The 21,192-nt window shown below is 66.2% G+C and carries 20 protein-coding genes; 16 read left to right on the top strand and 4 right to left on the bottom strand.

What is annotated here, in order from left to right; translation table 11 throughout:
• Nucleotides 1-8: 8 nt before the first annotated feature.
• Nucleotides 9-1,046 carry an NAD-dependent epimerase/dehydratase family protein gene (locus tag ITX31_RS08850; RefSeq protein WP_194783025.1) on the bottom strand — a complete coding sequence of 346 codons (1,038 nt, stop codon included), beginning with the start codon at nt 1,044-1,046 and terminating at the stop codon, nt 9-11.
• A gap of 145 nt (nt 1,047-1,191) precedes the next feature.
• Between ITX31_RS08850 and ITX31_RS08845 the strand changes: the two genes are divergently transcribed.
• The 6 genes from ITX31_RS08845 to ITX31_RS16080 all read left to right on the top strand — a co-directional run bounded on the left by ITX31_RS08845 (nt 1,192) and on the right by ITX31_RS16080 (nt 7,476).
• Nucleotides 1,192-2,241 (top strand): glutathione S-transferase family protein, encoded by a 1,050-nt coding sequence (locus tag ITX31_RS08845; RefSeq protein ID WP_194783024.1) that lies wholly within the window; start codon nt 1,192-1,194, stop codon nt 2,239-2,241.
• Nucleotides 2,242-2,443: 202 nt separating this feature from the next.
• On the top strand, nt 2,444-3,433 hold the full coding sequence (locus tag ITX31_RS08840) for a FecCD family ABC transporter permease (RefSeq protein ID WP_194783591.1): 990 nt from the start codon (nt 2,444-2,446) through the stop codon (nt 3,431-3,433).
• Between the two features lie 14 nt (nt 3,434-3,447).
• A complete protein-coding gene (locus ITX31_RS08835; RefSeq protein WP_194783590.1) occupies nt 3,448-4,485 on the top strand; it encodes an iron chelate uptake ABC transporter family permease subunit in 1,038 nt (345 codons plus the stop codon).
• A gap of 3 nt (nt 4,486-4,488) precedes the next feature.
• Nucleotides 4,489-5,376, top strand: a complete 888-nt coding sequence (locus tag ITX31_RS08830; protein ID WP_194783023.1) for an ABC transporter ATP-binding protein — start codon at nt 4,489-4,491, stop codon at nt 5,374-5,376.
• Nucleotides 5,373-6,446 (top strand): siderophore-interacting protein, encoded by a 1,074-nt coding sequence (locus ITX31_RS08825; RefSeq protein WP_194783022.1) that lies wholly within the window; start codon nt 5,373-5,375, stop codon nt 6,444-6,446. Before ITX31_RS08830 ends, ITX31_RS08825 begins: the two co-directional genes overlap by 4 nt.
• Nucleotides 6,447-6,663: 217 nt before the next feature.
• Nucleotides 6,664-7,476 (top strand): M23 family metallopeptidase, encoded by an 813-nt coding sequence (locus tag ITX31_RS16080; protein WP_323745623.1) that lies wholly within the window; start codon nt 6,664-6,666, stop codon nt 7,474-7,476.
• Nucleotides 7,477-7,535: 59 nt separating this feature from the next.
• Here the strand turns inward: ITX31_RS16080 and ITX31_RS08815 are convergent, their stop codons facing one another.
• A complete protein-coding gene (locus ITX31_RS08815; protein WP_194783021.1) occupies nt 7,536-8,528 on the bottom strand; it encodes a diacylglycerol/lipid kinase family protein in 993 nt (330 codons plus the stop codon).
• 89 nt (nt 8,529-8,617) lie between these two features.
• Between ITX31_RS08815 and ITX31_RS08810 the strand changes: the two genes are divergently transcribed.
• The 10 genes from ITX31_RS08810 to ITX31_RS08765 all read left to right on the top strand — a co-directional run bounded on the left by ITX31_RS08810 (nt 8,618) and on the right by ITX31_RS08765 (nt 18,755).
• On the top strand, nt 8,618-9,391 hold the full coding sequence (locus tag ITX31_RS08810; RefSeq protein ID WP_194783020.1) for an SGNH/GDSL hydrolase family protein: 774 nt from the start codon (nt 8,618-8,620) through the stop codon (nt 9,389-9,391).
• Between the two features lie 239 nt (nt 9,392-9,630).
• Nucleotides 9,631-11,214 (top strand): MFS transporter, encoded by a 1,584-nt coding sequence (locus ITX31_RS08805; protein WP_194783019.1) that lies wholly within the window; start codon nt 9,631-9,633, stop codon nt 11,212-11,214.
• Nucleotides 11,215-11,327: 113 nt separating this feature from the next.
• Nucleotides 11,328-11,828: a MarR family winged helix-turn-helix transcriptional regulator gene (locus tag ITX31_RS08800; protein WP_194783018.1), complete on the top strand. Its 501-nt coding sequence runs from the start codon at nt 11,328-11,330 to the stop codon at nt 11,826-11,828.
• Nucleotides 11,829-12,974, top strand: coding sequence for a glucose-1-phosphate adenylyltransferase family protein (locus ITX31_RS08795; RefSeq protein ID WP_194783017.1), 1,146 nt, complete (start codon nt 11,829-11,831; stop codon nt 12,972-12,974).
• 354 nt (nt 12,975-13,328) lie between these two features.
• A complete protein-coding gene (gene rpmB, locus ITX31_RS08790) occupies nt 13,329-13,565 on the top strand; it encodes a 50S ribosomal protein L28 (protein WP_055239037.1) in 237 nt (78 codons plus the stop codon).
• The gene (gene rpmG / locus ITX31_RS08785) at nt 13,565-13,732 is read left to right on the top strand and encodes a 50S ribosomal protein L33 (RefSeq protein WP_013602737.1); all 168 of its coding nucleotides are present in this window, start codon (nt 13,565-13,567) and stop codon (nt 13,730-13,732) included. Before rpmB ends, rpmG begins: the two co-directional genes overlap by 1 nt.
• Nucleotides 13,733-13,734: 2 nt before the next feature.
• Nucleotides 13,735-14,040, top strand: a complete 306-nt coding sequence (rpsN, locus tag ITX31_RS08780; RefSeq protein ID WP_055239038.1) for a 30S ribosomal protein S14 — start codon at nt 13,735-13,737, stop codon at nt 14,038-14,040.
• A gap of 236 nt (nt 14,041-14,276) precedes the next feature.
• A complete protein-coding gene (locus ITX31_RS08775) occupies nt 14,277-14,561 on the top strand; it encodes an HU family DNA-binding protein (protein ID WP_055239039.1) in 285 nt (94 codons plus the stop codon).
• A gap of 136 nt (nt 14,562-14,697) precedes the next feature.
• Nucleotides 14,698-16,845, top strand: coding sequence for a cytochrome c oxidase assembly protein (locus ITX31_RS08770; protein WP_194783016.1), 2,148 nt, complete (start codon nt 14,698-14,700; stop codon nt 16,843-16,845).
• Entirely contained in the window at nt 16,842-18,755 is a 1,914-nt protein-coding gene (locus ITX31_RS08765; RefSeq protein ID WP_194783015.1) for an NHL domain-containing thioredoxin family protein, read from the top strand. The genes ITX31_RS08770 and ITX31_RS08765 overlap by 4 nt, the downstream gene beginning before the upstream one ends.
• A 79-nt stretch (nt 18,756-18,834) precedes the next feature.
• Here ITX31_RS08765 and ITX31_RS08760 read toward each other — a convergent pair whose 3' ends face one another.
• Nucleotides 18,835-19,818 carry a hypothetical protein gene (locus tag ITX31_RS08760; protein WP_194783014.1) on the bottom strand — a complete coding sequence of 328 codons (984 nt, stop codon included), beginning with the start codon at nt 19,816-19,818 and terminating at the stop codon, nt 18,835-18,837.
• An 81-nt stretch (nt 19,819-19,899) separates the two neighbouring features.
• Nucleotides 19,900-21,177 carry an ABC transporter ATP-binding protein gene (locus ITX31_RS08755; protein WP_194783588.1) on the bottom strand — a complete coding sequence of 426 codons (1,278 nt, stop codon included), beginning with the start codon at nt 21,175-21,177 and terminating at the stop codon, nt 19,900-19,902.
• Nucleotides 21,178-21,192: the final 15 nt, after the last annotated feature.

Here is a 21,192-nt window from a genome sequence, read left to right as displayed (position 1 = left end):
GGCAGGTATCAGCGGCCGGGACCCAGCAGCGGAGAGGCCGGCACGCCGGCTTGTTCGCTCAGTCCGTCCAGTACATCCTGGAACGCCCGAAGGGAGCTGCGGGTAGGCTGCCAGCCCAGGACCTCGCGGGCACGGGTCGTGTCCATCAGCGGCGCACCGGCCGCCATGTCGATCCAGCCCGGATCGGTTGCCTGCAGTCGGGCCGCCCAGGTGAGGCCGACGATGGCACGGATGACGCGCACGGGAATGTTGATAATCCGGCGCGCACCCAGCATGCCGGCCAGGAGCTCGGGCGTGACCACGGGGTCCGCGGCGATATTGAACGCCCCTTCCGCACGCTGATCCACCACCCGCCAGTACGCGTCGGCCATGTCATCCGCGTGGACCACCTGGAACGAAAACTCCGCCGGCAGCGGGATGATCGGCAGGCTGAGCTTGTTCAGGATGGAACGGGGGACCAGCGGGCCCAGGAAGTACCTGCCGATCTCACTGCCGGCATCGGACTGGAAGATCAGGCCCGGGCGCAGCCGTGCCACACGGATCTCCGGGTAGTTCCGCTCGAACTCGTCCAGCAGTTCTTCCTGTTCGCCCTTGTGCCGGCTGTAGTGGGAGGTGGCAATTCCGCGGGCCGGCCAGGACTCGTCCGTGAGCCTGTCCTTCGGGGCAGGGGAGTAGGCACCGACAGATGATGCGCAGACAACCTGCCGCACTCCGGACTCGGCTGCGGCGGCGAGCATGTTCTGTGTGCCGCGGACATTGATCCGGTGCAGTTCCGCCTCATCGCGGTTCGGCTGGATAGCCCAGACCAGATGGATCACGGCATCCACGCCGCGCAGCACTTCGGTGAGCTCCTGGGCCCCCGCCCGCGAAGCGACGTCGATGCTGTGCCACTCCACTGACTCATAGGGGCCGGTGCGCTGCTCCGGAATCCGGCGGGCGACGCCGATGATCTCCAGGCCGTCGGGGCGTTCGGCCCGCGCTGCCTGCAGTCGGCGCAGGACAGCGGTCCCAACGTTTCCGGTTGCTCCAAGGACGGCTACACGCATCAAGAAAGTCCCTTCAATCTGAGAACCCCGCGGTTCCGCTGCGGCAGTGCTGCTGGTCTCCCGACTCTACAGCCCAAGTGCCCCGGCTGGCAGGGCGATAGTCTGGAGGCCAGAGCAGGCTGGCGGTCAGGAAGGCGAAGCAATCATGGCGAACACAACGGACAAGGCAGCGTCGGAGTACAGCACCAAGGGAGCGTACGTCTCCGGCGGGCAGGAATACACCCGCGACACCAACTACATTGAAACCCGCATCACCCGGGACGGACGTGACGGCTACCCCGTTGAAGCGGGCCGGTACCGGCTGATCGCGGCACGCGCGTGCCCGTGGGCCAACCGCACCATCATCGTGCGCCGGCTGCTGGGCCTGGAGGATGCCATCTCCCTGGGCATGCCCGGTCCCACGCACGACTCCCGGAGCTGGACCTTCGACCTTGATCCGGACGGCAAGGACCCGGTGCTGGGCATTGAGCGGCTGCAGGAAGCCTTCTTCCGCCGCACCCCCGGGTACAGCCGAGGCATCACCGTTCCCGCCGTCGTCGACATCCCGACCGGCGCAGTGGTGACGAACAACTTCCCGCAGATCACCGAGGACTTCAGCAGCGAATGGGTCGATTTCCAGCGCGACGGCGCCCCGGACCTGTGGCCGGCCGAACACCTGGAGGAAATGCGCGAGGTCAATAAGCGCGTCTTCACCGAGGTTAACAACGGTGTGTACCGCTGCGGTTTCGCCGGTTCCCAGGAGGCGTACGACGCCGCCTACGACCGGCTCTGGACGGCTATGGACTGGCTGGAAGACCGGCTCTCCGGGCAGCGGTACCTGATCGGCGATACCATCACCGAGGCCGATGTGCGGCTGTTCACCACCCTGGTACGGTTCGATGCCGTCTATCACGGCCACTTCAAGTGCAACCGGAACAAGCTCAGCGAAATGCCAAACCTGTGGGGCTACGCCCGGGACCTGTTCCAGACCCCGGGCTTCGGGGACACCGTGGACTTCATGCAGATCAAGCAGCACTATTACATCGTCCACGAGGACATCAACCCCACGGGAATCGTGCCCAAGGGGCCGGACAACTCGGTTTGGCTGACCGAGCACGGCCGGGAGGCCCTTGGCGGCCGCCCGTTTGGCAACGGAACGGCCCCCGGCCCGGTCCGTCCCGGTGAGGAAGTCATCCCCGGCCACGGCGCTGAATAGCCGCTTTCCTCCCACCGCGTTTACCCTCGTGTATCTCGCTGGGAGTAATACGGCACAGAACTGTTTCTTAATCTGACGGGCCGTAGGTTAGCCTTACTTAAGTCAAATACCGCTGGCTTCAGGAGGTGCCGCCGTGTCCTCATCGGCCGTGCTCAGCACCCCCGTCTCCGGTCCTCGGCCCGCACCCCGGCGCGGCCGGCGGATGTCCCCGGTGCTCCTGCTGACAGCGGCGCTTGCCATCCTGGCCGCAGCCGCGTTCGCCTCCGTGGCGCTCGGCGCACGTCCGCTCTCCCTCGACACCGTCTGGCAGGCGCTCGTCAGCGCCGATCCCGCCAACGGAGACCACGCCGTTGTCCTGAGCCGGCTCCCGCGCACCGTGGCAGCGCTGCTCATCGGTGCCGCGCTTGGACTGGCAGGAACCGCGCTGCAGGGCATGACCCGCAATCCGCTGGCAGACCCCGGGATTATGGGGCTGAACGCCGGCGCCGCGTTTGCCGTCGTAACGGCGATCTACGTTTTCGGAGTCACCTCCTTCACCGGCTACGTGTGGTTCGCGCTGGCGGGCACGGCCCTGGCCGCGCTGCTGGTTTACGCCGTCGCCTCGCTGGGCAGGGAAGGCGCCACCCCCGTGAAGCTGGCGCTGGCAGGTGCTGCCCTCACCGCCGGGCTGACGAGCCTGCTCTCCGCCGTGCTGGTCTCCAGCCAGCAGACGCTGAACACGTTCCGCTTCTGGCAGGTTGGCACGGTCTCCGGCCGCGGCTGGGACGTCCTGCTTCCCCTGGTCCCCTTTCTCGCGGTGGGCGCGGCCATTCTGCTCGCCTCCGGGCGGGCACTGAACGGCCTGAGCCTGGGCGACGACGTCGCACGCGGGCTGGGCCAGAACGTCGCCTTTTCCCGAGGAGTCATGGCCGTTGGGGTGGTGCTGCTTTGCGGCGCCGCAACCGCGGCCGCTGGTCCCATCGCCTTCCTCGGCCTGGTGATCCCGCACCTGGTCCGGGGCCTGGCCGGGCCGGACTACCGCTGGATCCTGGTGCTCTCGGCGGTGCTGGCGCCCGTACTGCTGCTGGTGGCCGACGTCGTGGGCCGCCTTATCCTTCCCCCGGGCGAAGTCCCGGTTGGCATCATGACCGCCGTTATCGGCGCACCCGTCTTCATTGCGATCATCCGCCGGCGGAAGCTGGCCGAGCTGTGAGCGCCGCACCCCTGATGCAGGAAAACCTCCCTGCCGCCGCGACGATCCGTGAGGTCCGGCGCCGCAGCGGACGGCGCCGCCGCGTGGTCCTCGCCGCGCTGGCCGCCGGGGTCGTGGTGCTGTTCTTCGCCGGCGTGCTGCTCGGCAGCTACACCGTGACCATTCCGGACTTCGTGCGCATCCTGGCAGGGGAGAGGATCCCGGGGGCCTCGTTCATCGTTCTGGAGAGCAAACTGCCGCGTGCCGTGACCGCCGTCCTCATCGGCACGGCCTTCGGAATCTCCGGGCACCTGTTCCAGACCATGCTGCGCAACCCGCTGGCCAGCCCGGACATCATCGGCATCAGCTACGGAGCCAGCGCCGCGGCAGTCACTGCCATGGTGGTGTTCGGTGCCGCCGGGGCCGGAGTATCACTCGCCGCCCTCGCCGGAGCCTGCGTGACAGCGGTGTCCCTGCACCTGCTCAGCCGGCGCGGCGGAGCTTCCGGCGCGCGCCTTATCCTCATGGGTATCGGCTTCGCCGCCGTGCTCCAAGCCGTGGTGAACTTCCTGCTTACCCGCACGGACGTCCGCACCGCGGCGGAATCACTCGTGTGGCTGACCGGGTCCCTGAATTCAGCGTCCTGGGAACGTGCCGGCATCGTTGCCGCCGCCCTCGCGGTGCTGATCCCCGCCGCGGTCCTGCTGGGCCGGCGCCTGCGCGTACTGGAACTGGGGGACGATTTCGCTGCCGGACTGGGACTGCCCGTGGAGGGAACGCGCGCCGGGCTGCTGTTCACCGGCGTCGCGCTCGCTGCGGTGGCCACCGCAGCGGCCGGCCCCGTGGCTTTTGTGGCGTTCCTGGCCGGGCCGACTTCCCGCCGGCTGACCGGCGGGCGCGCCTCGCTCGCCGCCGCCGGCCTCACCGGCGCCCTCATCCTGCTGGCCGCCGATTTCGTGGCCGGAAACCTGCTTCCGGGTGCCCTGCCCGTCGGCGTCGTGACCGGCGCCCTGGGTGCGCCGTTCCTGCTGTGGCTGCTCGTCAGTTCCAACCGTGTAGGCCGAGGAGGCTAAAGCATGCAGAACAAGCTCGAGGCACGGGACCTGGTGCTCTCATATGCTGACCGGACCGTGGTGAACGGCCTCAGCGTCGAGCTGCCCGCCGGCAAGATCACCGTGATCGTCGGCGCCAATGCCTGCGGCAAGTCCACTCTGCTGCGAGGTCTGGCGCGGCTGCTGAAGCCCGCGTCAGGTGTCGTAGAACTGAACGGCAGCAACATCAGTTCAATGCCGAGCCGTGAAGTCGCCCGCATCCTCGGCCTGCTGCCGCAGACCCCGAACGCGCCGGACGGAATCACGGTCGCGGACCTCGTGGGCCGCGGCCGCTACCCGCACCAGGGCTGGTTCCGCCAATGGAACGCGGATGACGACGCCGCCGTGGCCGCTGCCCTCGAAGCCACCGGCACGCTGGAGCTGGCTGGACGCGACATTGACGAACTGTCCGGCGGCCAGCGTCAGCGGGTCTGGATCGCGATGGCGCTGGCCCAGCAGACAGACATCCTGCTCCTGGATGAACCAACCACGTTCCTGGACGTCAGCCACCAGGTGGAAGTCCTGGACCTGGTCACTGACCTGAACCGGCGCGCGGGCACCACGGTGGTGATCGTCCTGCATGACCTGAACCTGGCCGCCCGCTATGCAGACCACCTCATTGCCATGAAGGACGGCCGCATCGCCGCTCAGGGTGCGCCCGCCGACGTCGTGACCGAGGAACTGGTCCAGGACGTTTTTGGCCTGGAAGCAGCGGTCATCCCCGACCCGGTGGCCGGCACGCCCATGGTGGTCCCGGTGGGGCGCCACCATTCCCGCCCGGCTCCAGCCGCCAAGACCCCCGCCGTGGGCTACCTGCCCAACCCGCACGACTCCCGCAGCGAGAACCGCAACCCTATGGAGGCAGCTTCATGACCGCTACCCGCACCACCTCGACGACAGCCGCGGCTGCCCAGGCACGGCGCCAGGGCGCGAACGCTGCGGTGCTGGCCTTCGACGTCGAGGTTCGGAACGTCAAGCGGCTTAGCGCGAACTTCCAGCGCATTACCTTCGGCGGTGAATGCCTCCGTGAATTCGGTGTGCAGGGCAGCACCGACGACCTGCGGATCAAAGTGGTCATCCCGCCCGAGGCTCCCGACGGCACGCGGGCACCCCTTCCTCCCATCGACTGCGACGACGCCGGCTGGTACCGCAACTGGCTCGCCATGGACGCGCAGGCCCGCGGCTCCATGCGCACCTATACCGTCCGTGCATCCCGCTGTTCCGCCCCCGAACCGGAGATCGACGTCGACTTCGTCCTGCATTTCGATGCCGACGGCGCGGGTGGTCCGGCGTCCACCTGGGCGGCTGCGGCGCAGCCCGGCGACCGTGTCACTGTTATCGGTCCCAGCGTGGTGCACTGCGTCACTGCTGAGTCCTACGGCGGCATTGAATGGCGTCCAGGGCTGGCCCAGCACGTCCTGCTGGCAGGCGACGAGACCGCCGTGCCCGCAATCGCGTCCATCCTCGAAAACCTGCCCGAAGACTTCACCGGCCACGCGCTGCTGGAAGTTCCCGACGCCGCGGACGTCCAGGAGCTCACCACCGCGTCCAAGGTGAGCATCAGCTGGCTTCCCCGCAACGGAAGGGCACACGGCGAAGCGCTGGAAGCCGCAGTGCGGGACGCGGTCGCGATTCCGGGTTACGCCACCGTGGAACGCATCCCGGCTGCCGCCCCCGCTCCGTCCCGCCGGCCGGAACTCGAAGACGTGGACATCGATTCAGTGATCCTCTGGGAAACGCCCGCCCGGCTTGATCCTGAAGTCGTCAAGGGCTCCCCCAGCCCGAATACACCCGCCGGTGCGCTGCCGTTCTACGCCTGGATTGCCGGCGAAGCGGCGGTCGTCCGCGGGCTGCGCCGCTACCTGGTCCGGGAAGCCGGAATCGACCGCAAGCAGGTGGCCTTTATGGGTTACTGGCGGCAGGGGCGCGCCGAAGCCTCCTAGGCCGTCAGCTCTCCTGCACGGTGTGAAGCGGCGCCGCTGCCCTGGCAGTAGAACCCGTCACACGCTCCAGTTCGGTTAGACATAAAACTCCCCCCTGTCAATGCCGGCTTGGCTAAACTGGAGGAAATCACTTCCACTTTCGCCGTGGCTCTCGCACGCCCCCATGAGGCATCCGCAGTACCGACAGAAACTGTTGTCTATCCACAGTGGAGTATGCGTGACCCTCAAACTGAACGAGACCGCACGGAACCTGGCCGGCATTCTTCGCCGCTACGCCACAGAAACGGCGGCCCGTTACCGTACACCCGGCAAGCACGCCGGCCCCGAAAATGGCCGCCGGTTTGTCCAATCCCCCCAGGTGCAGGACGTCCTTCGACGCGCCCGGACGTACAGCACACCCGCACGCAAGACGGCCGCGCTTGGAACCGGTGCGTCCCTGCTGCTCAGCGGCATGGTCTTCGGAGTAGCCGAAGCGGCAACCCTTGAAGCTCCCGAAACGGTCTCCGAACGGCAGCTCGTCAATACCCGGCCGCTGGACGAGGAGCCGCGGGCGGAAGCCTCCGTTCAGGCTCCGCCTGCGGAAGCCCCTCTTCAGGACGGCACCGGCTCCACCGCCCCCGTTGCCGAAGAACCACCGGCCAAACCTTCCGTTCCGGTTGACGGCATGGTGATCACCTCTCCCTTCGGATGGCGGATCAACCCAATGGTCGGGTCTGGGCAGGAGTGGCACACCGGCACCGACTTCCGCGGCGCCCTGGGCGCCGAGGTCCGCTCAGCGCGCCCCGGCACGGTCATTGAAGCGGGCTGGCACACCACCGGCGGCGGCGGGCTGAGGGTGGTGGTGGACCACGGCGGCGGAATCCAGACCACCTACAACCACCTCAACGACATCCGGGTTGAACCCGGCCAGCCCGTCGAGGAAGGCCAGGCAGTCGGCGGAGTGGGCAGCACCGGAAACTCCACCGGTCCGCACCTGCACTTCGAAGTACTCATCAACGGCGAGTACGCGGACCCAATGTCCTGGCTCTAGGCCACAATGAAACAGCCCCCGGCGTGAACCGGGGGCTGTTTCTTCCAATGCCGGGGAACCTAGGGCTCCGGATTGGTGAGGATCGCGGGGTCTTTCTTGCCGTGAGGCATCCGGATCCGCAGGGCGCTCGGATCAACCCGGAGCGAGAGCCGCGTCGCGCTGCCCAGATGGTCGCCGTCCATCTCAAAGTCCTGCTGGGTGTCGGCCCAGATATCGGCGCTGCGGCACTGGAAGTACTCCACCGCCGTACCCCGGCCCTTGCCGCGGCGCAGCAGGCCGGCAACAACGGAAAGCCAGCCAAGGCGTCCCTTGGGGGCCATGGTCATGATGTCCAGCAGGCCGTCGTCGATCCTGGCGCCGGGGAAGACCTCAAGGCCGCCCATGATCTTGCCGCAGTTCCCGCCCATGACGCTCCGGAGCCGGCGGGAGAACGGCTTGCCGCCGTCAATCGAAATCATTGTCTTCACCGGTTTGCCGGGGAGGTTGCGGATGCCGGCATCCACGTAGGCCAGCCACCCCACGCGGTCCTTCAGGGCAGTGTTCGTGTCCCCCATCATCACGGCGTCGTAGCCCAGCCCGGCCATGACCAGGAAGATTTCGCTGTCCACGGCCTCGTCCACCTTGACGTGGACCACGTCGATGCGCCGTTCGGTCCCGGCCAGTGCCGCACGCACGGCGCCCTCCGGGTCATCGACGGGCACGTCCAGGTTCCGGGCCAGGAGGTTGCCCGTGCCAAGGGGCAGCAGCCCCAGGGGAGTGTCCGTACCGGCCAGCTCCGCCGCAACGCAGCGCACGGTGCCGTCGCCGCCTGCGGCGATAACGACGTCGGCTCCTTCCTTCAGCGCCTGCTGCGCCATGCCGTGGCCGGGGTCATCCGCCTCGGTCTCCAGCCAAAGCGGCGCAGCCCACCCTTCCTCGGCACAGACCTGTTGCACCAGCGCGCGGATGTCCACGTCTGTCTTTTTGGTTGGATTGATAACGACGGCGGCGCGCCGCCCGGCGGCGGGTGTTCCCGCTGCGGGCGCACTTTGCGTCTGGGACTGGCTGGACATGATGCCCTTCGTTCGATGGGAGTGCTCCGGCTCTGAGTCTAGACTGCCATCGGGCCGGCGGGGTGGTGAACGGCTTGTAGGCTGTGGAGGTGACTTTCTCGCAGCGATACGTGGCCCTTGGAGATTCATTTACCGAAGGTGTGGGGGACTGGGATCCCTCCCGGCCCAACAGTGTTCGCGGCTGGGCGGACCGCGTGGCGGAGCAGCTCGCCCTGGCCGATCCGTCCTGGGGCTACGCCAACCTGGCCATCCGTGGAAAGAAGCTGCGCCAGGTGATGGATGAGCAGATCGAGCCGGCACTGGCACTTGAACCAACGCTGGTAAGCATCTATGCCGGCGGCAATGACATCCTGCGCCCCAAGGTGGACATCGATGCCATCGTCCAGGCGTACGATTCCGCGATCGGACGGCTGCGGGCCTCCGGGGCGGCCGTGCTGGTCTTCACCGGTTTCGACTCGGGCCAGTCGCCAATTTTCGGCCGGACCCGTGGCCGCACGGCGCTATACAACGAGCTGGTCCGCGAGGCCGCAGATGCCCACGGAGCGGTCCTGGTGGACTACTGGCGCCTGAAGGTGCTCCAGGACGAGCGGTACTGGGATGTGGACCGGCTGCACATGTCACCGGCGGGGCACATCCTGACGGCAAAGAAGGTGCTCGAGGTCCTGCGCGCCACCGATGCTCTCGATGTTCCCGAGCTCGATACCCTGCCTGCCCGGGACCGGATCCAGCGCCTAAAGCATGACGCGCGGTGGGCAAGGGAATACCTCGGACCCTGGGTCAGCCGTCGCCTCCGCGGAGTTTCCTCCGGCGATAACCTCAGCGCCAGGTTCCCCGGCCTGGTGCAGCTCGTTCCGCAGGGCTGAGCGGGCCCCGGGCGGGCCAAAAGGCGCCGGCAAACCCTGCGTGTGACTCACTTCACAATAACCGCCGAACTCCGCGCAGCTCTTGGCCACTGTTGGTCCTGCCGCGCGCCACGAGCGAAATAAGTACCCTTACGATTCGGGAATGCGCGTGCCTTTTTCTAGACTTGTGGGTCTGCCGCCCCGCCGGCACGCAGGGATGCACCACCCCTCAGCAGTTGACCTCTAGAGAAAAGGCCCAAATGCAGCAGGAAGCACCTGATTCGAGCACCGCTCCGCCCGGTTCACTCCCGGGCGCCGCGGCCCGTAAACCGAAGCGCAGCCCGCTTCGCCGCCGCCTTAAGGTGGAAGACGTCAACGTGGTTGACCATTCGATGATGAAAAAGGCCGTCGGAGGCACCGTCGTCGGCAACACCATGGAATGGTTCGACATCGGCGTGTACGGTTACCTGGCCGTCACCATGGGTGCCGTTTTCCTTTCCGACGCCGACCCCGCTGCCCAGCTGCTCTTCAGCCTGGGCGTGTTCGCGGCGACTTTCATTGCCCGCCCGCTGGGCGGCGTCGTCTTCGGACGCATCGGCGACCGGATCGGCCGGCAGAAAACGCTGGCTGCAACGTTGATCATGATGGCGTCGTCCACCTTCGTCATCGGCCTGCTCCCCGGTTACGCCCAGATCGGCATGGCCGCACCGGTGCTGCTGGTCCTCATGAAGCTCCTGCAGGGCTTCAGCACCGGCGGTGAATATGCGGGCGCCACCACCTTCGTCTCGGAATATGCTCCGGACAAGCGCCGCGGCTTCCTGGCCAGCATCCTGGACCTCGGCAGCTACATGGGCTTCGCCCTTGGCGCGCTCACCGTCTCAACCCTGCAGCTGACCCTCAGTGAAGAAACCATGCTGGACTGGGGCTGGCGTATCCCGTTCCTGGTCGCCGGCCCGCTTGGCGCCATTGCCATCTACTTCCGCCTGAAGATCGAAGAGTCCCCGGCCTTCCAGGCAACCCTGGATGCCCAGGAGGAGCAGGCCGCGTCAGCAGCAGGCAAGGACATGGACAAGGATGCAGTTGCGCAGGGCACCTTCGGCATCTTCCGCACGTACTGGCGTCCGATCGTCCTGGCCATGGTCCTGGTGGCCGCGGCAAACACCGTCGGCTACGCCCTGACGTCCTACATGCCCTCCTATCTCACCGATTCGAAGGGCTACGACCCGCTCCACGGCACCCTGCTGACCATTCCGGTACTGGTGGCCATGGCGCTCTGTATTCCGCTCACCGGGCGCCTTTCGGACCGGATCGGCCGCCGGCCGGTGCTGTGGATGGGCGCCGGAAGCACTGTGGTGCTGGCCGTCCCGGCCTTCGTCCTCATCGGCCAGGGTCCCATCTGGACGACCCTGCTTGGCTTGGGGCTGCTGGCCATTCCGGTGACGTTCTACGTTGCCAACCTGGCTTCGGCCCTGCCGGCGCTGTTCCCCACCGCCAGCCGCTACGGTGCCATGGGTATCGCCTACAACTTTGCCGTGGCAATTTTCGGCGGCACCGCTCCGCTGATCATGCAGGGCCTCATCACCCTCACCGGCGATGACATGATGCCTGCCTACTACCTGATGGCCACGTCCGCCATCGGAGCCGTCGCCATCGGCATCATGAAGGAATCGGCCCGGCGTCCCATGCCGGGGTCAATGCCCAGCGTGGCCAGTGAGGAAGAGGCCCGTGAGCTGGTTGAGACCCAGGATGAGAACCCGCTGCTGGATGTGGATTCGCTGCCGTTCGACTCTGCCGGAGAGGCCGGCGGAACAGCTGCGGCGGAGGACCGGGAACCGGCCCGCTAGGCTGGCTGCGCTTACTGCCGGGGCGCCGGTTGGGGTCCTTTTCCGGTGAGAAGGACCCCAACCGGTGCCTGAGTCAAGGCTTGAAGGCTCAACTGACGTGAGAGAATTGGCCCATGACCCAACAGCAGTCCGGCCCGTGGCTCACCCCGGAGGAACGCAGCGCCTGGCTGGCACTCTACGCCGTCGCCACGCGGCTGCCGGGAACCCTCGACGCCGATCTTTTCCGCCGGGCGCGAATCACGCTTTTCGACTACCACGTCCTGGCCATGACCTCGGAGGCCGAGGGGCGGCAGCTGGCCATGAGCGAGCTGGCTTCCCGTTCCAACGCGTCCCTCTCCCGCCTGTCCCACGTTGTGAAGAAACTCGAAGCGCGCGGCTGGATGCGCCGGTTCCCGTCACCCACGGACGCGCGGGTGACGACGGCGGCACTCACGGAAGAGGGCATGGCTGCCCTGGTGGACCTCGCCCCCGGGCACGTGGAGACTGTCCGGGAAGCAGTTTTCGACGCCTTGGATGACCGGGACGTGGAAGACCTGACCCGCGTAGGCACCAAAATCCTTACCCTGCTCGATCCGGCCTCGGACCGTCCGGGCGCCCCAACCGAAGGAACCTGAATGCGCCAGCCGCGGATACTGACCATCATCCTTGCCGGGGGATCCGGAGGAAGGCTCGGGAGCCTCACGGATACCCGGGCCAAGCCTGCCATGCCGGTGGGCGGTTCCTACCGGCTGATAGACATCCCGCTTTCGAACCTGCACAATTCCGGACTCAGCGACGTCTGGATCGTGGAGCAGTACGAGCCGAAGTCCCTGAACGACCATCTGGTCAGCGGGCGGCCCTGGGACCTGGACCGTACCAACGGCGGGCTGCGGGTGCTTCCGCCCTACCAGGGGTCCGAGGGGGAAGGGTTCGCCGAAGGCAATGCCGATGCCCTGTACCGGCAGGTGGGCTACATCCGCGAATATGATCCGGACCTGGTCCTGGTCCTCAGCGCGGACCACCTGTACCGGCTGGACTACCGGGATGTCATAGCCGCGCACACCTCGGCGGCTGCCGCGCTCACCGTGGTGAGCCACCGCATCAACCATGAACCGTCCGAGCACGGAGTCCTCGAAGTTGAGGGCGGCACGGTCACCGGGTTCGAGTACAAGCCTGAAAAGCCCAAATCGGACCTGATTGCCGCGGAAATTTTCCTCTACGACGCCGAAGTGCTGCTGCGGAGCCTGGAAGAACTCATGGAGCGCGACGGCAAACTGGAAGACTACGGCGACCAGCTCCTGCCTTACCTTGTAGAGCGGGAAAAGGTCATCGAACACCGGCTGGACGGCTACTGGCGGGACATGGGTACGCCGGACAGTTACCACCAGGCGCACATGGACCTGCTGGACGGGCATGGGATGGTCTTCGACGACCCGGCATGGCCCATCCTGTCCGCCACTCCGCGCCGCCTTCCCGCCTTCGTGGGCGCCTCGGCACAGATTGAAACCAGCCTCCTCGCTCCCGGATCGCGCGTGGACGGAAAAGTCGCCCGCAGCGTCGTCGGCCCGGACTGCCACGTCGAGCCCGGCGCCGAGGTGCACAGCTGCGTGCTGCTCGACGGCGTGCGCGTTATCAGCGGTGCGCGCCTGCGGAACATGGTGGTGGATTCGGGTGCCGTCGTGGGAGGCGCAACCGACCTCGACGGTGCGAAAGAGGACCCGGAAACCGGGATCGCCGTCGTGACCGCGGCGGGCGCACTGGAGAAGCCCTCCGCCGATTAGCCGGTTTGGCGCAGCGCTCCGCACCGTTTAGGATAGGAAGGCGTTAAGTCGCGCCCATGATCTGGTTCCGTCCCGCAAGGGCAGGGACCAGGACATTTGCGTGGCCGCCCGTATAAACCTAGAATTGAAGGCTGTCGCAGCGGAGTACTGCTGTGGCTGCCCGAACTTCACCGTCTTCCCCGCGGCGAGGCACTTCGGCTGGATCTCACCCCGCCAGGTCAACCTCCGGAAAGTCGCAGTAATAACGGTGTCAAAACTGGTGGCGGGACGCTCTTTATTGCAGGTGCCATGGCGGCATCGCCTGGTGCTTGTTTTTTGAGGACCGTCATATTTACTACAACTGGAGGAGAGATCATGGCAGCTTACTGCCAGGTAACCGGAGCTGTTCCCGGCTTTGGTCACAGCATTTCGCACTCGCACCGCCGCAACAAGCGTCGGTTCGACCCGAATATTCAGAAGAAGCGCTACTGGGTTCCGTCCCTGCGCCGCAACGTGACGCTGCAGGTTTCGGCCCGCGGCATCAAGACGATCGACGTCCGCGGCATTGACGCAGTCGTCACCGAACTCCTCGCGAAGGGTGTGAAGCTCTAGTGGCTAAGGACAAGGACGTTCGTCCGATCATCAAGCTGAAGTCGACCGCCGGCACCGGGTACACCTACGTGACCCGCAAGAACCGTCGTAACGACCCGGACCGCATGGTTCTGAAGAAGTACGACCCCAAGATCCGCCAGCACGTCGAATTCCGTGAGGAGCGCTAAGAATGGCAAAGAAGTCCAAGATTGCCCGCAACGAGCAGCGCAAGGTTGTTGTTGAGCGTTACGCTGCCAAGCGCCTCGAACTGAAGAAGACCCTGGTCGACCCGAACGCGACCGACGAAGCACGCGAAGCAGCACGCCTCGGCCTGCAGAAACTTCCCCGCAACGCTTCTCCGGTTCGCCTGCGCAACCGCGACCAGATTGACGGCCGCCCCCGGGGTACCCTCCAGAAGTTCGGTATCTCCCGCGTGCGTTTCCGCGACATGGCTCACGCCGGCGAACTGCCCGGCATCAAGAAGTCCAGCTGGTAAGCTCCGCTTTCCACGCCTGAAAAGGGCGGCAACCCCCGCGGTTGCCGCCCTTTTTGCATTCCCGCCCGTTGGCGGCATCCAAAACACCCCGAATATTGCCCAAAAAGCCGAGAAATCCGCGAAAAGCCGGGGTTTTCAGCGTGATTTAGGCGTCCAAGCTGGTAAGTTTTCGAACAGAGGCGGTTACGCATCCGTGAACCGCTCGCGCTAAACACCAGAGTCCAGGAGGACATAAATTGGCTATGAACCGCAGTGAACTTGTTGCCGCTGTCGCAGAGAAGTCCGGCAACAGCCAGACCGCCGTTAACGGCGTGCTCGATGCTGTCTTCGACATCTTCGCCACTTCCGTTGCCAACGGCGAGAAGATCACCATCCCGGGCTGGCTTGCTGTTGAGCGCACCGACCGTGCAGCTCGCCAGGGCCGCAACCCGCAGACCGGCGAAACCATTCAGATCCCGGCCGGCCACAGCGTCAAGCTGACCGCAGGCTCCAAGCTGAAGGCTGCTGTCGCCAAGAAGTAGCATTTTCGGTTTTCCCGGAAGGCCGGTACCGCATGGTGCCGGCCTTTCGTGTTCCGGGACCGCTGCGCGCCGGATGTCCGGCAGCCGGTGTCCAACCAGCGGCCGGAATTGGCCCAATTTTTACAAGGGGTAGAGAATGGATACCGTGCCAAACTCTGCCAAGCCCCACAACGCCCTGCCGGGCCGAGCTGCCGGACAGCTGTCCGAACCAGGACACCCCGCGCGCAACGGCTGGCTGGCTGCCGCTGCCGGTGTCATGGTCCTGGCCCTGGGTGTTGCGCTGCTCTTCACCGGTGCGGCCGCAGCGTCGCAGCTCTCGGATCCCGGGGCGCTGACGCGCTGGGGGCTGCCCGTCGCCAAGGCGCTGCAGAACGGTGCCGTCGCCGCAGTAATCGGCGCACTGGTGTTCGCCGTCTTCATTCTTCCCAAGCACGCCGGACCGCGGCTTGGCAAAGGCGAAAGGGAGACCCGCCCTGAGCATCCCGCCTTTACCCAGGCCATGTACCTGGCCTCAGGCGCCGCTGCGCTGTGGACGCTGTCCGCCATCGCGGTCATGCTCTTCACCTACTCGGATGTCTCCGGACTGCCGCTGAGCGCGGACCCGTCCTATACCGAGGGGCTTGCATCCTTCCTGACTGACTTCGCGACCGGCCGCGCCTGGCTGGCAGTCAGCATCATCGCCGCCGTCGTGACCACCCTGACCTTTGGCGTCCGTTCCCTGACGGGCCTGGCCCTCACTCTGATACTTGCTGCCGGTGGACTGCTGCCCATGGCACTGGTGGGCCACGCCGCCGGCGGTGACGACCACAGTGCCGCCGTGAACTCGATCGGGCTGCACCTCATCGGCGTCTGCGTGTGGATCGGCGGACTCATCGTCCTCGTTGTCATAGCCAGGCAGCTCGGCGACATCACCGGGGTGGTCCTGCGCCGGTTCTCGGCGCTGGCCGGCTTCGGCTTCGTCCTGGTTTCCCTTTCCGGCCTGGTCAATGCCTCACTCCGGATCACGTCCCTGGAGCAGCTCGATTCACGCTGGGGCGTGCTGGTGCTCTTCAAGGTGGCGGCCACGCTGGTCCTGGGCGTCTTCGGTTTCCTGCACCGGCGCTGGATCATTCCACAGCTGCCGGCCCAGGCCGCGGGGTCAACCAAGGCTGCGTCCGGACAGACGCAGCGCTCGATGAGCGCCCGCCGGGTGCTGTGGCAGCTCGCCGGCGTCGAACTGCTCATCATGGGCGCCATTTCCGGCGTCGCCGCGGCCCTGGCCCGGACGGCCCCGCCGCGGCCGGAGGAGCTGCCGCCGAACGCCTCCCCGGCGCGCATCCTCACCGGTTACGACCTGCCGCCGGAACTGACCGCTGAACGCTTCCTCACCGAGTGGCGCTTCGACTGGCTGTGGGTCGCGATCGCCGTGACGATCGGTGCTGCGTACGTGCTGGGTGTTATCAAGGTGCGCCGCCGGGGAGATAAGTGGTCACTGGTGCGGACGCTGTGCTGGCTGGTTGGCCTGGTTGCGCTGACCTATGTCACCTCCGGCGCACCGGCCGTGTACGGCATGGTGCTCTTCAGCACGCACATGCTTGGACACATGGCGCTGACCATGGTGGTGCCGCTGTTCCTCGTACTTGGCGCTCCGGTAACCCTGGCACTCAAGGCACTGACCCCGCGCAGGGACGGCAGCCGCGGCCTGCGCGAATGGATCCTGATCGCGGTGCATTCGCGGTATTCGAAGATCATCACGAACCCGATCTTCGCGGCAGTGAACTTTGCCGGCTCGATTGTGATCTTCTACTACTCGGACCTTTTCGGATTTGCGCTGCGCGAGCACGTGGGCCATGAACTGATGGTGCTGCACTTCCTGCTCACCGGCTACATCTTCATCCTGACCATGATCGGGATCGATCCGCTGCCCAACCGGGCACCCTACCCGCTGCGCCTCGTGATCCTGCTGGCCACGATGGCGTTCCACGCATTCTTCGGGGTGGCCGTGATGGGCCAGACCTCACTGATCCAGGCGTCCTACTTCGGCAACATGGGCCGTGACTGGGGCGTGAGCGCCCTGGAAGACCAGCAGTTTGGCGGAGCGATCATGTGGGGAATCGGTGAAGTTCCCACGGTTCTGGTGGCCATCGGAGTCGCTCTCCAGTGGTCCCGGACGGATGCACGTGAAACAAAACGCAAAGACCGTGCGGCCGAACGGAATAACGATGCTGAACTTACGGCTTACAACAACATGTTCGCCCAGCTGGCCGAACGTGATGCAAGGACAGACCAAGGAGAACGCAGATGACTGAAACGGTGCGCGCCGGATACCGCGTCCGGGCCTCCGAGCTGGAAGGCCGCAACTGGCTCAACACGGGCGGAAAGCAGCTGGGGCTGGAAGACCTCCGCGGCAAAATCGTCCTGCTGGACTTCTGGACTTTCTGCTGCATCAATTGCCTCCACGTCCTCGATGAGCTGCGGCCGCTGGAAGAGAAGTATTCCGATGTCCTGGTGACGGTGGGCGTCCACTCACCCAAGTTCGAGCATGAGGCCGATCCGGTGGCACTGGCTGCCGCCGTCGAACGCTATGAAATCCACCGCCCGGTCCTCGACGACCCGGAGCTGGCCACCTGGCAGGCCTACACGGCCCGCGCCTGGCCCACCCTGGTGGTCATCGACCCCGAGGGCTACATCGTGGCCCACCTCTCCGGTGAGGGCCACGCTGCCGGGCTTGAGTCACTGGTCTCCGAACTTGTGGCCGAGCACGAGGCGAAGGGCACCCTGCACCGCGGCGACGGTCCCTACGTTCCGGCCGAGGCCACCTCCGGCGACCTGCGGTTCCCGGGCAAGGCCGTAGCGCTGCCGGAGGGAACGTTCCTGGTGACGGACACCGGCCACCACAGGCTGGTGGAGCTGGAAGCGGACCTGTCCACCGTGCGCCGCGTCATCGGCGAAGGCACCAAGGGCTGGCGCGACGGCGATGCCGGCACGGCCCGGTTCAACGAACCGCAGGGTCTGGCCGTGCTCCCCGCAGCCGTTGCGGAGACCCTGGACTACGACGTGCTCGTGGCAGACACCGTCAACCACCGCCTGCGGGGCGTGAACCTCGCCACCGGGGCTGTCACCACCGTGGCCGGCAACGGCGTCCAGCGGCTGCTTGATGCTGAAAACCAGTCCGAGCCGGCCTCCACGGATCTGGGAACCGATCCGCTGGGAACGTCCCTCTCCTCACCATGGGACGTGCTGTGGTCCACCGCCCTGGGCCAGGCCGTGGTCGCCATGGCTGGAACCCACCAGATTTTCACCTTCGATCCCGCCACCGGCGCGACGTCCATCCTGGCCGGCACCGGCCTTGAAGGACTGCTTGACGGCGACGGCGACGCGGCGTGGTTCGCGCAGTCCTCGGGGCTGGCCCAGGACGCTGAAGGCAGCATCTGGGTTGCCGACTCCGAGACGTCCGCACTGCGTCGGCTGCGTTTCGACACCTCCGCCGCAGGCAGGCCCGCCGTCAGGGTGGACACCGCCGTCGGCGCCGGGCTGTTCGATTTCGGCTACCGCGACGGCGACGCTTCCGAGGCACGCCTGCAGCACCCGCTGGGAGTCGCTGTCCTTCCGGACGGCTCCGTGGCGATCGCCGACACCTACAACGGCGCCGTGCGCCGCTACGATCCGGCGACGCAGACCGTCTCCACCCTTACCCGCGGCCTTGCAGAGCCCTCGGGGGTCCTGGTGGACTCGACGCGTGACGAGCCGCTCCTGGTGGTCGTGGAGGCCAACAAACACCAGCTGGTCCGGCTGCCCATCCCCAAGGAAGCGCAGTCCGTGGACGAAGGGGCCCGGCAGACCCAGCGGCCCAAGACGGCCATGGAGCCGGGAACCGTGGGACTGACCGTCCGGTTCGCTGCACCCAAGGGGCAGAAGCTTGATGACCGCTGGGGAGACCCGACTCAGCTGAAGATCTCTTCCTCCCCGGAAGAGCTGCTGGTTTCCGGCGGCGGAACTGCCGTCGGGCTGGTCCGTGACCTGGTGCTCTCCGATTCTGTTCCCGAGGGAGTCCTGCACATCACCGCCCGCGCTGCGGCCTGCGACGGCGAACCAGGGGGAGAGATCCCGGACCACGCCGCCTGCCACCTGTACCAGCAGGACTGGGGGATTCCCGTGGTCATGCAGGCCGGCGGGGAAACGGAGCTGACCCTGGACCTCCGCGGCCTCGACTAACCACCATCGAGATAACAGAAACTGCCCGTATCCGGCCGGATACGGGTAGTTTCTGTCATCTCGATATTTTGAGGGGGACCTAGTCGATGACGGCGGTCAGCGATACCCCGGCGTCGGTGACGGATAACCGGGCACCGAAGGTGAAGTCCTTCTCCTCGACGAGCGGGCTCTGCGCACCGGAGAAGAGATCGGTCTGGGTGGCGCTCACGCGGGCCTGGCCCTGCAGCGGGGCCAGTACCCAGTGCCCGTCAGCGGGAGAAATCTCCACCGTGGGGTATTCGAGGATCTCCCAGGTGATCGGCGGCTCAACACGGTTGTCCGTGAGGTGGTAGAACGGGCACCCCGGAGGTGCCAGGCGGTTCTGCTCGCCGGCGCAGTTGTCCAGGAATTCGCGCACCCGGGCGTCAACCGTCTTGACCAGTTCCTCGGTGGCCTGGCTGCGCAGCGTCAGGTCCTGCGAGTCACCCGGCCCTGCCAGGACCGCCGACTGCTCCGGTGCCTCGAAGTATCCGCTGGTGTATGAGGCCGCTACCCGGGAGGGATAGAACGCGGCGAAGGTGTTGCTGCCTTCGGGCAGCAGGACACGGGTCCCGTTGAGCTCTGCCTCGTTCTGGTTGGGCGCGTTGATGCGCACAGTGGGCAGGCCCTGGGGCCGGAATGACCATTCGTCGAAGAACATCCACCGGGTGCCGGTCTGCTCCAGCTCAAAGGTGGACTGCTGTTCAGTGCCGTCCAGCCGGTAGCTGACCACAACGTCGGTTCGCCCGTCCGCGGAGGTGGAGACCTCCTCCATGCCGAGCACCTCAAGGCCTTCAGTGGAAGCACGCAGCGCGTCCGAGTCCAGCAGGGCCGCGTTGGCCTGGGGCACCTCAGCGTTGAGGATGCCCAGGGCCAGGGCGCCGTTGCCGTCCTGGAGCGCCTGGAAATAGTCCTCCACCTGCTTGGCCGGGCCGTAGACTTTGGCGTTCACGAGCCAGACCACGACGACGGCGGCCGCAATGGAGAGCATGAGGGCAGTGAGCCAGATGGTGACTGCCTTAATTACCGGTGATGATGCCTGCACGCTCTTACGTTACCTGCCGTTTCCGTGCGCAGCTGACCGAAGGTCCCGCAGAGGGAGGGTTCTCCGGCCAGCTGCGGGCGGCTAGGAGTCGGCGGCGCTGGCCGCCGCTTCCTTCACTTCCTCGCGTGCCATGGCGATCTCTTCAGCCCGCCGCTCGTTGGCTTCCTCCGTCAGCTCCGCTCCGGCTTCCGGGTCCCGGGTCAGGTTCTCACCGGTCTCCGGATCGAAGATGTGGATCTTCCGGGTGTCCAGCCAGAGCTCTGCCTCGCGTCCGCCGCGCACCCGGCTGGCGGCGTCGAGCGTCACCACAATCTGCGGGCGCAGTTCGTCAGCGTCCATGTCCCGGGCCAGGTTGTCCAGCAGCTCACGGACTTCCGGCGTGGGGTCGAAGTGGATGTAGCCGTACTGCTCATTGCCCAGCCACTCGGTATGGGTGATCTGGGCGGTGAAGGTGGACCCGTTGGCTTTTTTGTCCCCTTCGACGAGGGACGCGTCCTCGAAGAACTCCGGCCGGATACCCACCAGCACCACCTTCTTGCCGGCGGCCTTGGCTGCTTTGTCCTCCGGAATTCGAATGTCCCCTACGGCAGTCTCCAGGACGTTGCCTTCCTTGATGGTGGCTGGGAGGAAGTTCATCGACGGAGATCCGATAAAGCCGGCGACGAACAGGTTGACCGGCTGCTCGTAAAGCTCCCGGGGGGAGGCCACCTGCTGGAGGATGCCCTTCTTCAGGACGGCTACCCGGTCACCGAGGGTCATGGCTTCGGTCTGGTCGTGGGTTACGTAGATGCTGGTGACGCCGAGGCGCCGCTGCATCTGCGAGATCTCCGAACGCATTTGGCCGCGCAGCTTGGCGTCCAGGTTGGAGAGCGGCTCGTCGAACAGGAATGCGTCTGCCTGCCGGACGATCGCCCGGCCCATGGCCACACGCTGCCGCTGCCCGCCGGAGAGGTTCGCAGGCTTGCGGTCCAGGTGCTCGGTGAGCTCCAGGGTGGCAGCTGCGTCATTCACCAGCTTCTTGACCTGCTCCTCGTTGTATTTCCCCTTGTTCAGCCTGAGGGGGAAGGCGATGTTCTCGAACACCGTCAGGTGCGGATACAGGGCATAGTTCTGAAACACCATGGCCAGGTTCCGGTCCCGGGGGGCCTTGTCATTGACGCGCTCTCCGTTGATCAGCAGGTCACCGGAGGTGATGTCCTCCAGCCCCACGATCATCCGAAGCAGGGTCGACTTGCCGCAGCCGGAGGGGCCCACCAGGATGATGAACTCACCGTCGGCAATGTCCAGGCTGATGTCGTTGACAGCCGGAAAGCCGTCCCCGTACTTCTTGACGAGATTGTTGAGCGTAATAGATGCCATGCTCATGGCTCCTTT

The organism is Arthrobacter gandavensis (genome assembly GCF_015355785.1).
GTDB lineage: Bacteria > Actinomycetota > Actinomycetes > Actinomycetales > Micrococcaceae > Arthrobacter_B > Arthrobacter_B gandavensis_A.
Note: the sequence above shows the minus strand (reverse complement) of the source record. Positions and strands in the feature narration are given on the sequence as shown.

What these genes read in the sequence shown, in the direction of transcription:
- ITX31_RS08770 (WP_194783016.1), top strand. Translation starts at nt 14,698, where the DNA reads ATGGATACCGTGCCAAACTCTGCCAAGCCCCACAACGCCCTGCCGGGC.
- ITX31_RS08815 (WP_194783021.1), bottom strand. Translation starts at nt 8,528, where the DNA reads ATGTCCAGCCAGTCCCAGACGCAAAGTGCGCCCGCAGCGGGAACACCC.
- ITX31_RS08800 (WP_194783018.1), top strand. Translation starts at nt 11,328, where the DNA reads ATGACCCAACAGCAGTCCGGCCCGTGGCTCACCCCGGAGGAACGCAGC.
- ITX31_RS08840 (WP_194783591.1), top strand. Translation starts at nt 2,444, where the DNA reads ATGTCCCCGGTGCTCCTGCTGACAGCGGCGCTTGCCATCCTGGCCGCA.
- ITX31_RS08795 (WP_194783017.1), top strand. Translation starts at nt 11,829, where the DNA reads ATGCGCCAGCCGCGGATACTGACCATCATCCTTGCCGGGGGATCCGGA.
- ITX31_RS08755 (WP_194783588.1), bottom strand. Translation starts at nt 21,177, where the DNA reads ATGGCATCTATTACGCTCAACAATCTCGTCAAGAAGTACGGGGACGGC.
- ITX31_RS08830 (WP_194783023.1), top strand. Translation starts at nt 4,489, where the DNA reads ATGCAGAACAAGCTCGAGGCACGGGACCTGGTGCTCTCATATGCTGAC.
- ITX31_RS08765 (WP_194783015.1), top strand. Translation starts at nt 16,842, where the DNA reads ATGACTGAAACGGTGCGCGCCGGATACCGCGTCCGGGCCTCCGAGCTG.
- ITX31_RS08835 (WP_194783590.1), top strand. Translation starts at nt 3,448, where the DNA reads ATGCAGGAAAACCTCCCTGCCGCCGCGACGATCCGTGAGGTCCGGCGC.
- ITX31_RS08845 (WP_194783024.1), top strand. Translation starts at nt 1,192, where the DNA reads ATGGCGAACACAACGGACAAGGCAGCGTCGGAGTACAGCACCAAGGGA.
- rpsN (WP_055239038.1), top strand. Translation starts at nt 13,735, where the DNA reads ATGGCAAAGAAGTCCAAGATTGCCCGCAACGAGCAGCGCAAGGTTGTT.
- ITX31_RS08805 (WP_194783019.1), top strand. Translation starts at nt 9,631, where the DNA reads ATGCAGCAGGAAGCACCTGATTCGAGCACCGCTCCGCCCGGTTCACTC.
- rpmB (WP_055239037.1), top strand. Translation starts at nt 13,329, where the DNA reads ATGGCAGCTTACTGCCAGGTAACCGGAGCTGTTCCCGGCTTTGGTCAC.
- ITX31_RS08850 (WP_194783025.1), bottom strand. Translation starts at nt 1,046, where the DNA reads ATGCGTGTAGCCGTCCTTGGAGCAACCGGAAACGTTGGGACCGCTGTC.
- ITX31_RS08825 (WP_194783022.1), top strand. Translation starts at nt 5,373, where the DNA reads ATGACCGCTACCCGCACCACCTCGACGACAGCCGCGGCTGCCCAGGCA.